Here is a 15,074-nt window from a genome sequence, read left to right on the forward strand (position 1 = left end):
AAAACCCATGTGCAACGGATCGTGGCGGCTGCCGATTTCGACACCCGGCGTATCGGCCGGGACCAGCGCTACCGTAATACCCAGGTTTTCCCGGTCGCCGAGCAACTGATCCGGATCGTAGAGTTTGAACGCGACGCCGATCAGCGTAGCTACCGGGGCCAGCGAGATATACCGCTTATCGAAATTCAGGCGTATACCCAGGACGTCTTTTTTACCCTGGTAATCCTGTTTGCAGATGATGCCGCTATCCGGGATGCTGCCGGCGTCGCTGCCCGCTTCCGGCGCGGTCAGCGCAAAGCAGGGAATTTCCTCGCCGCTGGCCAGCCGCGGCAGATAATAATTTTTCTGCTCCTCGGTTCCATATTTGAGCAACAACTTGCCCGGGCCAACGGAATTGGGAATCATGATGGTCAGCGCGGCGGCTATGCTGCGGCTCGCTACCTTCATGACGACGGCCGCGTGGCCGTATTGCGAGAACTCCTTGCCGCCATATTGGCGGGGGATCACCATGCCGAAAAAGCCGGCCTTTTTGAGTAAATCCCACGCCGCCGCGGGCAAATCCCGGCTGCCGATATTGACATCGTAATCGTTGATCAGGGCACACAGTTCCTCGACCGGCCCATTCAGAAAATCGATTTCCTCGTCATCGAGGCTCGCCGGTTTGGCTTTCAACAGGCGCCGCCAGCGCGGTCTCCCGCTGAATAATTCGGCGTCCCACCAGGTCGTGCCGGCGTCGAGCGCCGCTTGCTCGGTCGGGGAAATAGCGGGCATGGAACTGCGATACAGACGGTACACCGGCTCGCCCAGCAATCGGCAGCGCAGCAGCGGAATCCCGAGCACGATCATCGGCGCCAGGTAAAGCACCCAGACCACCAGCTTGACCGGCCAGGAGACATCGGCAAATTGTGCAAACAGTCCGAGCAGCGCTATGCCACCAAGCATCCATGCTATCAGCGGCGCAGCGAGATAAATCAGGGTAAGAAAAAACACCAAAAGCAGTGGCCACCACAGCCAGCCGCTTAGCAGATATTCCATTCAGATCTCCAGTCAGACCCCGGGCCGTTCCTCACCGGAGCGGGGCAGAAGGTTCATTCTAGCAAACACTGGGCCCCACACTCAGTGCAAAACGGCATTGTTTGACGGTTTTTTTATTCCGCGTCCGGCTGGTTTTCCGGTGCGGCTTTTTGAAAGGCGGCGGTTTCGCTGCAGTTTTTTTCAATCCGGGTAAGCGTAGGAAATGCCGTCAGATCGCAATGGTAACGCCGCGCATTGTATAGCTGCGGAACCAGGCAGCAATCGGCAATACCCGGCGTGTCGCCATGACAAAATTGGCCGCTCTGCCCGCCGGTTGCAAGCAGTTGCTCGAGCGCCGTGAACCCCTGCGTTATCCAGTGCCGGTACCAGTCGTCGAGTTGCTGCCGGTCGAGACCGGCCTGATGTTTCAGGTATTGCTGGACACCGAGATTGTTCAGCGGTTGTATTTCGTCCGCTATCAGGTAGGCCAGGCCGCGAACCCTTGCCCGTGCGCCGGCGGAGTCCGGCAACAACGGTGGCCGGGGGTATTTTTCGTCCAGGTACTCGATGATGGCCAGCGACTGGCGCAGTACGATATCGCCGTCCACCAGCACCGGTACCAGCCCCTGCGGGTTGATCTTCAGGTATTCGGCGCTTTTTTGCTGACCGCCGTCTTTGACCAGGTGCACCGGCACGCTCTCGTACTCCACGTTCTTCAGGTTGAGCGCTATGCGAACCCGGTAGGCGGAACTGCTGCGCCAGTATGTGTAAAGCTTCATTTCCCCGGCCCGTCGTAGCGGACGACGGTCTGTTCGATGCTGCCGAAAATACTCCGTCCCTCAGCATCCAGCATTTCAATTCGCACTCTGTCGCCAAAGCTCATGAACGGGGTCGTCGCCTTGCCATCGGCGACGATCTCAATCACGCGTTTCTCCGCCAGGCAGGAAGCGCCGACCGATTCATCCTGATTGGCGATGGTGCCCGAACCGACGATGCAACCCGCGGCCAGCGGACGAGTCGTCGCCGCATGGGCGACCAGGCGCGCGAAACTGAACTGCATGTCGACACCGCATTCGGGCCGGCCGAACAACTCGCCGTTGTAATGCGTTATTAGCGGCAATGTGACTTTGCCGCCCGCCCAGGACTGACCGAGTTCATCCGGGGTCACCAAGACCGGTGACAAGGCCGAGCGCGGCTTGCTGACAACGAAGCCGAAACCCTTGCCCAGCTCGTTGGGGATCAGGTTGCGCAGGGAAACGTCGTTGATCAGGCCGATCAGCCGGATATGACCGAGCGCATCCTGCTCGGACACGCCCATCGGCACATCGTCGGTCACCACCACCACTTCCGATTCGAAATCGATGCCCGATTCTTCGCTGGCGACGACCACATCCTCACGCGGTGCGAGGAAACGGTCGGACACGGCCTGGTACATCAAGGGGTCATCGAGAAAACTGGGCGGCATTTCGGCGCCTCGCGCGCGCCTGACGCGTTCGACATGGGCGAGATAGGCGCTGCCATCGAGAAACTGGTAGGCACGCGGCAGCGGCGACGCCAGCTCATCGACATCCAGCGGCTGGCTACCGGCCAGATCGCCGGCGCAAAGCGCCTGGTATGCCTCGTCGAGTAATGGCGACTTTGCCTGCCAGTCATCGAGCGCTGCTTGCAGGATCGCGGTGATATCGCCGACTTCGGTATAGCTGCCCAGGCCCCGATCGACGACAATCAGCGTGCCGTCCCGGCCGCCCTTTTTCAGTGACGCCAGTTTCATGTCATGGTCTCCTTGCGGTCAGTGCGGCTTCCCGGATTCAGCCCGTGTGTACAACTTGACAGAACTCACGGCTAAGCGCCGCTTTTCCAGGAATCGACATAGCCGGACCATTCGATTCCATGCGCTTGTTCCGAAACGAACAGTTCATCCCGCGTATCCAGCATGACCGCAACCTCGTTGGTCCCCTGCTCCGGCTGATCCAACGCTCTCTCGAGCGCCTTGGGATGAGGGCCGTGGGTAAAACCACACGGATGCAGGGTGATCATCCCCGGGTGGATATTGTCGCGCGAGAAGAATTCGCCCGCGTGATAGAAAAGGACTTCGTCGAAATCGTCGTTGGCGTGGAAGAAGGGTATTTTCAGCGCACCCGCATCCGTTTCGAACGGTCTGGGCACAAAGGTGCAAATGACAAAGCGGCTCGCCATGAAGGTCGTATGCGCCGATGGCGGCAAATGGTAGCGGTGACTGAGCAGCGGACGGATGTCGCGCCAGTTGATCCGGACCACGGCGAGATCGCCATGCCAGCCTACCGCATCCAGCGGATTGTACGGGTAGGTTATTTTGCTGATCTCGCCGCCGCGTTTGACCCGGATGGTCCACTCCTCGTCGGTTTGCTGCGCCTTGAACAAGTCGTTTATTGCCGGCACATCGAGCATCGCCTGGTCGAAAATCGCATGGGCACCCAGCATTCCCTTGTCGGGCAGACGGTAGCTGTCGTTGGTGGCTTCGATCAACAGGGCGCGCACTGGCTGGTCGACTTCCATCCGCCACATGGTCCCGCGCGGGAGCACCAGGTAATCGCCATCGCGAAATTTCAGGTGGCCGTAGTCGCAGTACAGATCGCCGCTGCCTGCGTGCACGAATATCAGTTCATCGCCGTCGCTGTTCCTGGCGAGATGATCCATATTGGCGTCGAGCGACCAGTAGCGGAACTTGACCGCGGCATTGTGCAGCAGCGGCGTGGCATCCCAGGGCGAGGGGCCGCTGTTTTCCAGCCGGTTCGTGTCGAAGGCCCGCGGGCGCAGCGGCCCCTCGAAGTCCGACCAGGCCGTCGGCGGGCGCTGGTGGTACATGTGCGTGGCCGGACCATAGAAACCTTCCTTGCCGAGTTCCCTTTCATAGGTACCCGCGGGCAGGTCGGCATGGGCCTGGCGGGAGGCGTTGCCTTCCACACGCGGCAGGGAAATCCATTTTTTCATGACGGTTCCTTATGCATGGCCGGGCGCACCGGTTCAGATAACCCCGCGGCGTTCCTGGTCGCGCTCTATGGAGTCGAACAAGGCCTGGAAATTGCCCTCGCCGAAGCCATCGTTGCCCTTGCGCTGGATGACCTCGAAGAAAATCGGCCCGATGCAGGTCTGGGTAAAGATCTGCAGGAGCAGCTCCTTGCGGGTTTGTTGATCGGCGTCGATCAGGATGCGGTTGCGGCTCATCCGTTCTAGGTCTTCCTGGTGCCCGGGGATTCGCTCATCGACCATCTCGTAATAGGTGTCGGGCACATCGAGAAACTCCAGGTCGTTGGCGCGCAAGCCTTCCACGGTCGCGTAGATGTCATCGGTGAACAAGGCAATGTGCTGGATTCCCTCGCCCTGGTATTCATCGAGGTATTCCTGTATTTGCGACTTGCCGGCGGCCGATTCGTTGATCGGGATGCGCACCTGGCCGTCCGGGCTGGACATGGCTCTTGAGTGCAGGCCGGTTTTCGTGCCCTTGATATCGAAATACCGAATTTCGCGAAAATTGAACAAGCGCTCGTAGAAGCCGGCCCACTTGTCCATGTTGCCGGTGTACACATTGTGAGTCAGGTGATCGATCAGCGTGAGACCGAGGCCCACCGGGTCCGGGTCAGCCCCTGCGATCGGCTGGTACTCGTCCGCATAGACCGACTGCTCGCCGTATTTGTCGACCAGGTAAAGAATGCTGCCGCCGATCCCCTCGATGCAGGGAATATCCAGCGCTGTCGTTGCGCGTTTTACGGCAAACGGCTGCGCACCTTTTTCCTGCGTTGCCTGGTATACGAATTCGGCGTCCTTGACGCGAATCGCAAAACCACAGGCGCAGGGACCATGGATGGCGGCAAAATCCTTGGCGAAGCTGCCCGCCTCGTCATTGAGCAAAAAAACACAGTCGCCTTGCTTGTACAGCGTGATATTTTTGCTGCGATGCCTCGCCACAGGGCTGAAGCCTAGTTGAGCGAACAGGTTTTCCAGGACTGCGGCATCGGGCGCGGCGAATTCCACGAACTCGAATCCATCGATTCCCATCGGATTGTCGAACTGCTCAGTCATTGCTTTTCCTCCCGAATAGACGATCGCCAAACCGGTGACATTCTCACGGGCGTTCTATATGACCTGGGATTGCCTTTGTGCCGCGTCTGGTATAAATTAGTTACAGATGTAACGATTATACCCCCGAATGTGTTTTACGCCAAGCATCAATGACCCTGACATGGAAAACTCCGAACTTTTGAATCTAGAGGAATTCCTGCCCTATCGCCTGTCCGTGCTGTCCAATACGGTCAGCCGGGGTATTTCGGCCGCCTACGTGGATCGCTTCGGACTGAGCATCAGGGAGTGGCGGATCATCGCGGTTTTGGGGCGCTACCCCGGCCTGTCAGCCGCAGAGATCGTCAAGCTGACTGCAATGGACAAAGTCGCCGTCAGCCGTGCGGTTACCAAACTGACCGGCAAAGGGCGCCTCAAAAGAAGCCTGTCGGCTGCAGACAAACGGCGCTCTGTGCTGGTACTGAGTAAGGAGGGAATACGCTTGTTCGACCAGATATCGCCGCTGGCGAAGAGCTATGAGGAACGCCTGCTCGAGTGCCTGGCAAGAGAAGACCAGGACAAGCTGTCGGACATACTCGACAACCTGCAAAAACAGGCCAGAGCCCTGCAACCGCCAGACTGATTAACCCGGTTGTCGCCAAAAGGATCGCGGATTCCGGCTTAGAGTTCGGTCCGGACATCCAGCAGCTCCGGAAACAGCCGCTGATCCAGGCCTTTGCGCAGGAAGTCGACCCCCGAGGAACCACCGGTGCCCCTGCGGTAACCGATGATCCGTTCGACAGTCTTGATATGCCGGAACCGCCAAAGCTGGAAGTTCTCTTCGAGATCCACGAGTTTTTCCGCCATGTCATAGGCGTCCCAGTATTTCTGCGGCTCCGAGTAAATGGTCTTGAACGCGTCGATCACACGGGGATGGCCTTCGCGCGGCACCGACCAGTCCCGGTCGATGACTTCTTTCGGCAAATCGAAGCCTTGACGATGCAATAAAAGCAGGAACTCTTCATAAAGGCTGGGGCTATCCAGCACCCGTTTGAGCTCGTCATACACATTCCGGTCGTGTTCATAAACACTGAGATAATCTTTTGCCTTGTTGCCCAGCAAGAATTCCAGCTTGCGAAACTGGTGCGACTGAATACCCGATGCGTGCCCCAGCGCGTCCCTGAATTGCAGGTACTCGCTCGGCGTCAGCGTCTCCAGCACCGCCCACTGGTTGAACATTTGTGCTTGTACATGCTTGACCCGGCTCAGTATTTTGAAGCAACGATCCAGCTTATCCTGCTGCATGAAGCTGATTGTCGCCTCCAGTTCATGCAACATCAGCTTCATCCACAGTTCCGCTATCTGGTGCTGAATGATAAACAGCATTTCGTCATGGTGCGCCGGCTTCGAGAGCGGATTCTGGGCATCCAGGATTTTATCGAGCTGCAGGTAACCCCCGTAGGTCATTTCGCCCGCCAGGTCCTTGTGTATGCCTTTTTCCAGTTCACGACGACCCATGGTCGGTGTCTCCCCTGCCAATACGCTAAGCGCCCGCCACGGACGCAGGATGTGATTCTATCACCGGCCCGATGCTTTGGCGGCCTGTTGTTGTATAATGCCGCGCACCGACAAGCCACTTGGCTTCTGATCCGATCAGGCGCCTGGCCGGAAGAATTACTGAGCGCCGGGCCTCCATTGGAGGCCCGGCGTTTGTTACGAGGAAAAGGATGAAGACAATCGCCAATTTCAGTGTGGAGTACGTCCGCTTTATCGATCCGGATGGCAAGCCGGTCGCCGAACTGCCGGATTTTGCCAGCGACCGGGATGAAATGCTCAAAATGTACCGGCTCATGATGCTGACTCGCACTTTCGACACCAAGGCCATCAATCTGCAGCGCACTGGCAAGCTCGGTACTTACGCCTCCTGCCTGGGCCACGAGGCAGCCCATGTCGGCACCGGCGCAGCCATGCGGCGCGAAGATTGCCTGGCGCCGATGTATCGCGAGTACGGCATCCAGTTCTGGCGCGGCGTGCGGATGAGCGATGTGCTGTTGTACTGGGGCGGCGATGAGCGCGGCAACGATTTCACCGACGCACCCCATGATTTCGCCTGGTGCGTGCCGATCGCAACCCAATATATGCACGCCGCCGGCGCAGCCAACGCCTTCAAGCTGCGTGGCGAAAAACGCTGCGCACTGGCCGTGATCGGAGACGGCGGCACATCGGAAGGGGCTTTTTACGAAGCGATGAATTTCGCCGGCGTGCGCAAGTTGCCGGTGGTGTTTCTGACCGTGAATAACCAGTGGGCCATATCGGTCCCCCTGCATTTGCAGACAGCCTGCGAAACGCTGGCGCAAAAAGGATTTGCCGCGGGCATCCCGGGCGTCCAGGTCGATGGCAACGATGTGATTGCCGTGCGTCATGTGGTTGGCCAGGCGTTGGCGCGCGCCCGCAGCGGCGATGGGCCAACGCTGATCGAAGCCATGACTTACCGGCTCAGCGATCACACGACGGCCGATGACGCCAGCCGCTACCGGGAGCAGCAGGAAGTCGATGAGGCCTGGCAAGTGGAGCCGATGATCCGTAGCCGAAAATACCTGACCGGTATCGGCGCCTGGGACGACAAGAAAGAGCAGGCCTGGCAGAAAGAATGCGTCCGTCAGGTCGATGAAGCGGTCGAGGAATATCTCAACACACCGAAAAACACGCCCGAATCCATGTTCGATTACATGTACGCCGAGCTACCCGAAGCGCTGGAAGAACAGCGTGAGATCGCGGCGCGCTACTTCGGCAAGGGAGGTCATTGATGGCCAAAGTTGCCTTGATCGAAGCCATCACGATGGCGATGGCCTGGGAAATGGAACATGACGACAGCGTCATGGTTCTCGGCGAAGACGTTGGCGTCAACGGTGGAGTTTTCCGCGCAACGGCGGGTCTGCAGGAAAAATTCGGTGCGGATCGCGTTATGGATACGCCGCTCGCGGAAAACCTGCTGGCCGGGGTCTCGGTCGGCATGGCGGCCCAGGGCCTCAAGCCGATTGCCGAAATACAGTTTATGGGCTTCATTTATCCGGCTGTCGATCAAATGATCAGTCATGCCGGCCGCATGCGCCACCGGACCCGGGGACGCCTGAGCTGCCCGATGGTGCTGCGGGCGCCGTTTGGCGGCGGAATCCACGCACCCGAGCATCATTCCGAAAGCACCGAAGCGATATTCGCCCACATGCCGGGCGTACGCGTGGTGATCCCATCCTCGCCGACCCGCGGATACGGCCTCTTGCTTGCCAGTATCCGCTGTCCCGACCCGGTCGTTTTTCTCGAACCCAAGAGAATTTACCGGATGGCCAAACACGAAGTCGCCGATGACGGCGAGGCCTTGCCACTGGATGTCTGCTTTATCCTTCGCGAGGGCGAGGATCTGACCCTGGTCACCTGGGGCGCGATGACCCATGAGACGAACAAAGCGGCAGACCAATTGGCCGAACAGGGCATCAGCGCCGAAGTCATCGATGTGGCGACGATCAGCCCGCTGGATATCGATACGATACTCGAGTCGGTGGAAAAAACCGGCCGGCTGGTGATCGTCCACGAGGCGGCCCGGAACTGCGGAGTCGGCGCGGAAATCGCCGCGGAAGTTGCGGAAAAGGGCCTGTACGACCTCAAGGCGCCGATAAAACGGGTTACCGGCTTCGACACGGTAATGCCGCTGTTCCGCCTTGAGTATGATTACCTGCCCTGCGTCGAGAGAATTGTCGACGCCTGTAAAGAAACGATTGAGGCATAAACAGCGCCTCGCTTTGATTGGCGTTGCGTACACCAGGAAGATGCTATGAAGACCTTTATGTTGCCCGATCTGGGTGAAGGACTGCCGGAAGCGGAGATCGTCACCTGGCATGTCAAGGAAGGCGACAAGATCAAAGTGGACGAACCGCTGCTCTCGGTCGAGACAGCCAAGGCTGTCGTGGAGGTTCCCTCGCCCTTTACCGGGACAGTTGTGAAATTGTACGCGGCCGAAGGCGGCATCGTCGAGACCGGGAAGCCGCTCGCGGATTTCCAGGTCGAGGGCGAGAGCGAGTCTTTGCCGGGCAATGCAGCCAAAAATAAAAACAACGGCGATACCGGTACGGTCGTCGGCAACATGCCGACCAGTGACGAGGTAGTCGTGGAGACCGCTGTCGCCGGCGGCAAACGAAAGCGCGCGCAGGGACGGGTAAAGGCGGCGCCGGCAGCCCGCGCGCTGGCAAAAAAAATGGGGCTGGACCTGGCCTCGGTGCCAGCCAGCGGCAAGTTCGGCCAGGTTACCGCCGATGATGTGCGCCAGGCTTCGCAAGCCGGGTCGGTAAGCGCCGCACCGAGCGCTCCGCTGGTCCTCGGCAAAGCGGAACCATTGCGTGGTCCGCGTAGGGCGATGGCACAAAGCATGTCTTTGGCCAGGGACCAGGTGTCGCCTTGTACGATTTTCGATGATGCGGATATCCACAGCTGGCTGAGGAAAAACGATATCACCGCCCGCGTATTGCGCGCGATAGCCGCGGGATGCAGTGCCGAACCCGGTCTGAACGCCTTTTATGACGAAGCAGCCAAAAGCCGCGAGATGCATCAGCGTGTCGACATCGCCATGGCGGTCGATACGCCGGATGGCCTGCTGGTTCCGGTGGTACGTGACGTCGCCGGCAAAGACGCCACTCAGTTGCGCGCGGATATCAACCGGATCAAGAAAACGACCCATGAGCGATCGGTCGCACCCGCCGACATGCGGGATTATACGATCACGCTATCGAATTTCGGGATGCTGGCCGGCCGTTATGCGACACCGGTCGTGGTACCGCCCACCGTGGCGATCCTGGGCACTGGCGGAATCCGCCATGACGTCATCGCCGTGATCGGAGGAGTCGAGGTTCACCGCCGAATACCCCTGTCGCTGACCTTCGACCACCGTTGCGTTACCGGTGGTGAAGCATGCCGTTTCCTGGCCGCGGTCATCGCCGACCTCGGGGCGGAAGAGTAGCGTCACAAGTCTGTGCCGGGAGCTTATGCGATGGAAATTATCCGTGGCCAACAATCTCCTGGCAAAGTTTTCGATATTTGGCTTTTTCCCGGCCTGATATGTGTTTAATATTGCCTCGCCGTCAGCACACCGGACACCCGCCATGCAGCGTAGACTCTACGATTCCCGGAGCCGCGTCGTCAGCAAGATCATCGCCCAGGCCGAGAAAGCCGGTTTATCGGGCAAGGACATCGATATTGCTGAATTCATCGATCGGTATTACCGCAATGTCGCGATAGACGATCTGCGCAGCAGCAGCCCGGCGGATCTTGCCGGCGCGGCACTCAGTCATTTCAACTTTGCCGTCAATCGCCCGCCCGGCAAAGCGAAGGTGCGGGTTTACAATCCGACCCGGAAAACCAATGGCTGGGCCTCGACGCATACGATCGTGGAAATCGTCAATGACAATATGCCGTTCCTGGTCGATTCGGCCGGTATGGCAATCAACCGCCTGGGCTATTCCATCCACCTGACCATCCACCCGACCTTCTCCATCACTCGCGACCAGCAAGGCGCCTTGCTGGATATAGGCAAGAAAGCGCTGCTAAAGAAAGGCGATGACAACGAGTCCTTTTTGCGTATAGAAATTGACCGCAGCGCGAAGAAAGAGGAATTTGCCGCCCTGGAACAGGCTCTGCTGTTGAATCTCGGCGATGTGCGCAACGCGGTCGCCGATTGGTCGGCAATGCGTGAGATGGCATTGACCATTGCCGACGAGCTGGACAGCGCTTCGTTGCCGCTGAGCGAGCGGGTTATCGACGAGGGACGGGAAATGCTGCGCTGGATGGCGGACGACCATTTCACTTTTCTCGGTTATCGAGAATATACGCTGGCCAAGGGCGAGGACTCCGATGAACTTTCCGTGATCCCGGGATCCGGTCTGGGCATATTGCGCGGCGAACCGAGGGATGGGTCGGTCATAGTGTTAAACAAGGACACTCGCCGCCAGGCAAGATCGAAAGACCTGCTGCTCATTACCAAGGCCAACTCGCTGGCCACGGTCCATCGGAACAGTTATCTGGATTACATCGGCATCAAGGTTTTTGCTGCCGGCAAGGTCGTTGGCGAAAAGCGATTCCTTGGCTTGTTCACATCAACCGCGTACAGCCTCAGCCCCGATGAAATCCCGATGTTGAGGTACAAGGTCGAACAAGTCATGCAAAACTCCGGCATCCCGGAAACCGGCCATGGCGCCAAGGCCCTGCAACATATATTGCATACCTTTCCACGCGACGAACTGTTCCAGAGTTCGGTCGCGGACCTGATCCGCACCACGCTCGGTATTTTTGACCTGCAGGAGCGGCAACGGATCAAATTGTTCGTGCGCCGCGATGCGTTCAGACGGTTTTTCAGTTGCATGGTTTTCGTGCCGCGTGACAGATACACCACCCAGATCCGGCTGCGCATAGAAGAAATCCTGATGCGCGCCTTCGATGGAGAATCGCTGAAATCCACGGTTCAGCTATCGGAATCGAATCTCGCCCGCGTACACACGATCGTCAGGATCAAGCCCGGCTCCAAACCCAAAGTTTCGATTATCGGAATCGAGAACGAAATCATCGATGCAGTCAGGTCCTGGGAAGATCATTTGCAGGATATTCTTGTTGAGCGCTTTGGCGAGGCGCGCGGTTTGCAACTCAAGCAAATGTATGGCCAGCAGTTTCCGGTCGCGTACAAGGAAGATGTGACACCGAGGGAAGCGACCTTCGATATCGAGCGCCTGGCCGCACTGACCGCTGAATCCAGCAGCCTGAGGATGAGCCTCTACCGGCCGGAATCCTATGCGAAGAACCAGCTGCGCTTCAAACTATTCCACCGCGAAAATCCGATACCCATTTCGGACGTATTGCCGACGCTGGAAAACATGGGACTCAGGGTCATCTCGGAACAACCCTATCATGTGCGCCTTGAGGACGGTAAAAGCATCTGGATCCAGGATTTCCAGATGGTCTATGAATCCGAAGCCCTGGTGCCGGCCGAGGTCAATGAGATTTTCCAGGGATCATTTGCCAGCAGCTGGCTGGGCAATGCCGAGAACGATGGCTTCAACCGGCTCGTCCTCGCGGCCCGCCTCGAGTGGAGAGAAGTCTCCGTTCTGCGGGCTTATTGCCGCTACCTGCTGCAGACCGGTCTGCCTTTCAGTCAAAAATACATGGAACAGGCGCTTTACCGGCATGTCCTGATCGCGAGGATGCTGGCGGAATTGTTCCGGGCAAAGCTGAAACCGGGCATTGGCAGTCAGCGGCGCCAAAAAGAGATCGACAGGCTATGCGCCGGGATTCGGCACGCGCTGGACCAGGTGCAAAGCCAGGATGAAGACAGGATTCTCACCGCATTTCTGACTGTCATCAAGGCGACTTTGCGCAGTAATTTTTATCAGCCGGATAAGCTTGGCGAGCCAAAACCTTATATTTCTTTCAAACTCGACCCGCGGATAATTCCGGAGCTGCCCCAGCCACGGCCAAAGTTCGAAATTTTTGTATATTCGCCGCGGATGGAAGGCGTCCATATGCGAGGCGGCATGATCGCGCGGGGCGGTCTGCGCTGGTCGGACCGGCAGGAAGATTTTCGTACCGAGATACTCGGCTTGATGAAAGCGCAGACCGTCAAGAACACGCTGATCGTACCCATGGGCGCAAAAGGCGGATTCGTCTGCAAACGCCTGCCGGAAGGGCCGCGCGAAGAAATCCAGCGGGAAGTCGTCGACTGTTACCGGACCTTGATTCGCGGCATGCTGGATGTCACTGACAACCTGGTCGAGGGCAAGCTCGTCCCGCCCAGGCGAGTGGTTCGGCACGACGGTGACGATCCTTACCTGGTGGTTGCAGCGGACAAGGGAACCACTACGTTTTCCGATATCGCCAATTCGGTAGCCCATGACTATGGATTCTGGCTGGGCGATGCGTTCGCATCCGGCGGGTCCGCCGGCTATGACCACAAACGCATGGGGATTACCGCCAAAGGCTGTTGGGAAGCAGTCAAGAGACATTTTCGTGAAATCGGGATCGATATTCAAAATCACGATTTCACGGTAGTCGGAATCGGCGACATGGCCGGTGATGTGTTTGGCAACGGCATGCTGCTGTCGCGCCATATTCGGCTGCAAGGCGCATTCAATCATCTGCATATCTTCCTGGACCCCGATCCAGACCCCGAAAGCAGTTACCAAGAAAGGAAAAGACTTTTCGAAACACCGGGCTCAAGCTGGTCCGATTACAACAAAGAGCTGCTATCCACTGGTGGCGGAATATTCTCGCGCAGTGAGAAAAGCATTCCGTTGAGCAATGAGGTCAAGGCCATGCTCGGCACGGATGCGAACAACATGCGACCCCAGGAGCTGATTCGATGCCTGTTAAAAATGCGTGTCGATCTGTTGTGGAACGGCGGTATTGGCACCTATGTCAAAGCCAAAAGCGAGAGTCACATCGATGTCGGTGACCGCGCCAACGATGCGCTTAGAGTAAACGCCGGTGATCTGCATTGCGCCGTTATCGGTGAGGGCGGAAATCTGGGTCTGACCCAGCTTGGCCGGATCGAGTACGCTTTGGGGAACGGCCGAATCAATACCGACTTCATCGATAACTCAGCAGGCGTCGACACCTCCGACAGGGAGGTGAACATCAAGATCCTGCTCAACCTGGTCAAACAAACCAGACCACTAACGACCAGTCGACGGGACCGGCTGCTGGCAGCGATGACAGATGAAGTGGCGCAACTGGTACTGCGTAACAATTACCTGCAAACCCAGGCCATCAGCATGATGGAAGCACACGCAGCCGAACGGCTCAACGAGCATGCTCACTTGCTGGTCGCGATGGAACGTAGCGGCGAGCTGGACAGAGAACTCGAGTTCCTGCCCTCCGATGAAGAAATAAGCGAACGGCGCAAGGCCAACAAGGGATTTACCCGACCGGAATTATCGGTGCTTCTCAGTTATAGCAAGATTTCACTTTACCAGCAGCTCATTGATTCGGATGTGCCGGAGGATTCCTTCCTGGCCCGGGAGCTGCACCGTTATTTTCCGACGCCCCTGCAAAAACATTACGCAGAAATTATGACCAATCACCGCCTGGAGCGGGAGATTATTGCCACAGTCGTGACCAACAGCGTGATCAACCGCATGGGCCCGGTATTTTTCCAGCGGGCCCAGGAAGATACTGGTGCGGATGCAGCGGCGGTGGCCCGTTCCTACACGATTGCTCGCGAGATTTTCGACACCCGGAAGATCTGGGAAAAGATCGAATCGCTGGACAACGCGGTTCATGCCAATGTCCAGTACTCGATGATGTTCCAGATTTCCAGACTGTTGAGGCATGCGACGCACTGGCTGCTGGCTCATCATCGGGATTCCCTCGATATCGAGGCTTTGGTTTCCCGCTACCAGCCCGGGGCGCGCATCCTGACCCGCAAGCTGAACAAACTTTTGAGCGGCAACGAATTGAAGCGTTACCGGGAATCGACGCGGCTCTACGAAAATATCGGCGTTCCGGAGTCCATTGCAAGATACATGGCCGGAATCAATGCGCTGTATTCCGCGCTGGATATCACCGAGGTCGCCAACCGGCGAAATGTGGACGTCGAATTTGCCGCGCGCATTTATTTTGAGATCGGCCGAGGGCTGGCGCTGGACTGGATCAGGGATCAGATTGAAATCCTTCATGTCGAGGGCCGCTGGCAGGCGGTCGCGCGCGGAACCTTGAGAGACAACCTGTACCAGTTGCAGGCAACGCTGACCGAACAAGTGATACACAACCATCGCGGGAACAACCCGGTCGACAGGGTCAGCACCTGGCTGACCCGTCATCAGGCGCAGATAACCCATGCCAATCAAACTTTGGATGACATGCGCATGGGTGGCAACCTGGACTTTGCAACCTTGTCGGTTGCCATCCAGGAGATCCGCAAGCTGAGTATCCAGTCCTGAGGTGAGCCGAAACCTCGCCGACAAACGCTCCGGTCGGAGTGACGCACGGATCAA

General features: G+C 58.0%; 11 protein-coding genes. 5 read left to right on the plus strand and 6 right to left on the minus strand.

Annotated features, from left to right (window positions below; translation table 11 throughout):
* The 5 genes from IIA05_11530 to hppD form a co-directional block, all read right to left on the minus strand.
* On the minus strand, positions 1 to 1,035 hold a 1,035-nt coding region (locus tag IIA05_11530), incomplete at its 3' end, for an acyl-CoA dehydrogenase family protein (GenBank protein ID MCH9027724.1).
* A gap of 113 nt (positions 1,036 to 1,148) precedes the next feature.
* The gene (maiA, locus tag IIA05_11535) at positions 1,149 to 1,793 is read right to left on the minus strand and encodes a maleylacetoacetate isomerase (protein ID MCH9027725.1); all 645 of its coding nucleotides are present in this window, start codon (positions 1,791 to 1,793) and stop codon (positions 1,149 to 1,151) included.
* On the minus strand, positions 1,790 to 2,785 hold the full coding sequence (locus IIA05_11540) for a fumarylacetoacetate hydrolase family protein (GenBank protein ID MCH9027726.1): 996 nt from the start codon (positions 2,783 to 2,785) through the stop codon (positions 1,790 to 1,792). Before IIA05_11540 ends, maiA begins: the two co-directional genes overlap by 4 nt.
* Before the next feature lie 71 nt (positions 2,786 to 2,856).
* Positions 2,857 to 3,984, minus strand: a complete 1,128-nt coding sequence (locus IIA05_11545) for a homogentisate 1,2-dioxygenase (GenBank protein MCH9027727.1) — start codon at positions 3,982 to 3,984, stop codon at positions 2,857 to 2,859.
* 33 nt (positions 3,985 to 4,017) lie between these two features.
* Positions 4,018 to 5,073: a 4-hydroxyphenylpyruvate dioxygenase gene (gene hppD / locus IIA05_11550; protein ID MCH9027728.1), complete on the minus strand. Its 1,056-nt coding sequence runs from the start codon at positions 5,071 to 5,073 to the stop codon at positions 4,018 to 4,020.
* 160 nt (positions 5,074 to 5,233) lie between these two features.
* On the opposite strand from hppD, the gene IIA05_11555 reads away from it, so the two are divergent.
* Positions 5,234 to 5,692 (plus strand): MarR family transcriptional regulator, encoded by a 459-nt coding sequence (locus IIA05_11555; GenBank protein MCH9027729.1) that lies wholly within the window; start codon positions 5,234 to 5,236, stop codon positions 5,690 to 5,692.
* A gap of 38 nt (positions 5,693 to 5,730) precedes the next feature.
* Here the strand turns inward: IIA05_11555 and IIA05_11560 are convergent, their stop codons facing one another.
* A complete protein-coding gene (locus IIA05_11560) occupies positions 5,731 to 6,567 on the minus strand; it encodes a tryptophan 2,3-dioxygenase (GenBank protein MCH9027730.1) in 837 nt (278 codons plus the stop codon).
* A gap of 209 nt (positions 6,568 to 6,776) precedes the next feature.
* Between IIA05_11560 and pdhA the strand changes: the two genes are divergently transcribed.
* The 4 genes from pdhA (at position 6,777) to IIA05_11580 (ending at position 15,020) form a co-directional block, all read left to right on the plus strand.
* Complete coding sequence (pdhA, locus tag IIA05_11565; GenBank protein MCH9027731.1) at positions 6,777 to 7,856, plus strand: pyruvate dehydrogenase (acetyl-transferring) E1 component subunit alpha; 1,080 nt, start codon at positions 6,777 to 6,779, stop codon at positions 7,854 to 7,856.
* Positions 7,856 to 8,833, plus strand: a complete 978-nt coding sequence (locus tag IIA05_11570) for an alpha-ketoacid dehydrogenase subunit beta (GenBank protein ID MCH9027732.1) — start codon at positions 7,856 to 7,858, stop codon at positions 8,831 to 8,833. The genes pdhA and IIA05_11570 overlap by 1 nt, the downstream gene beginning before the upstream one ends.
* A 45-nt stretch (positions 8,834 to 8,878) precedes the next feature.
* Positions 8,879 to 10,057, plus strand: a complete 1,179-nt coding sequence (locus IIA05_11575; protein ID MCH9027733.1) for a 2-oxo acid dehydrogenase subunit E2 — start codon at positions 8,879 to 8,881, stop codon at positions 10,055 to 10,057.
* A 142-nt stretch (positions 10,058 to 10,199) separates the two neighbouring features.
* The gene (locus tag IIA05_11580) at positions 10,200 to 15,020 is read left to right on the plus strand and encodes an NAD-glutamate dehydrogenase (GenBank protein ID MCH9027734.1); all 4,821 of its coding nucleotides are present in this window, start codon (positions 10,200 to 10,202) and stop codon (positions 15,018 to 15,020) included.
* Positions 15,021 to 15,074: the final 54 nt, after the last annotated feature.

It is taken from the genome of Pseudomonadota bacterium (genome assembly GCA_022572885.1).
Lineage (GTDB): Bacteria > Pseudomonadota > Gammaproteobacteria > Steroidobacterales > MnTg04 > MnTg04.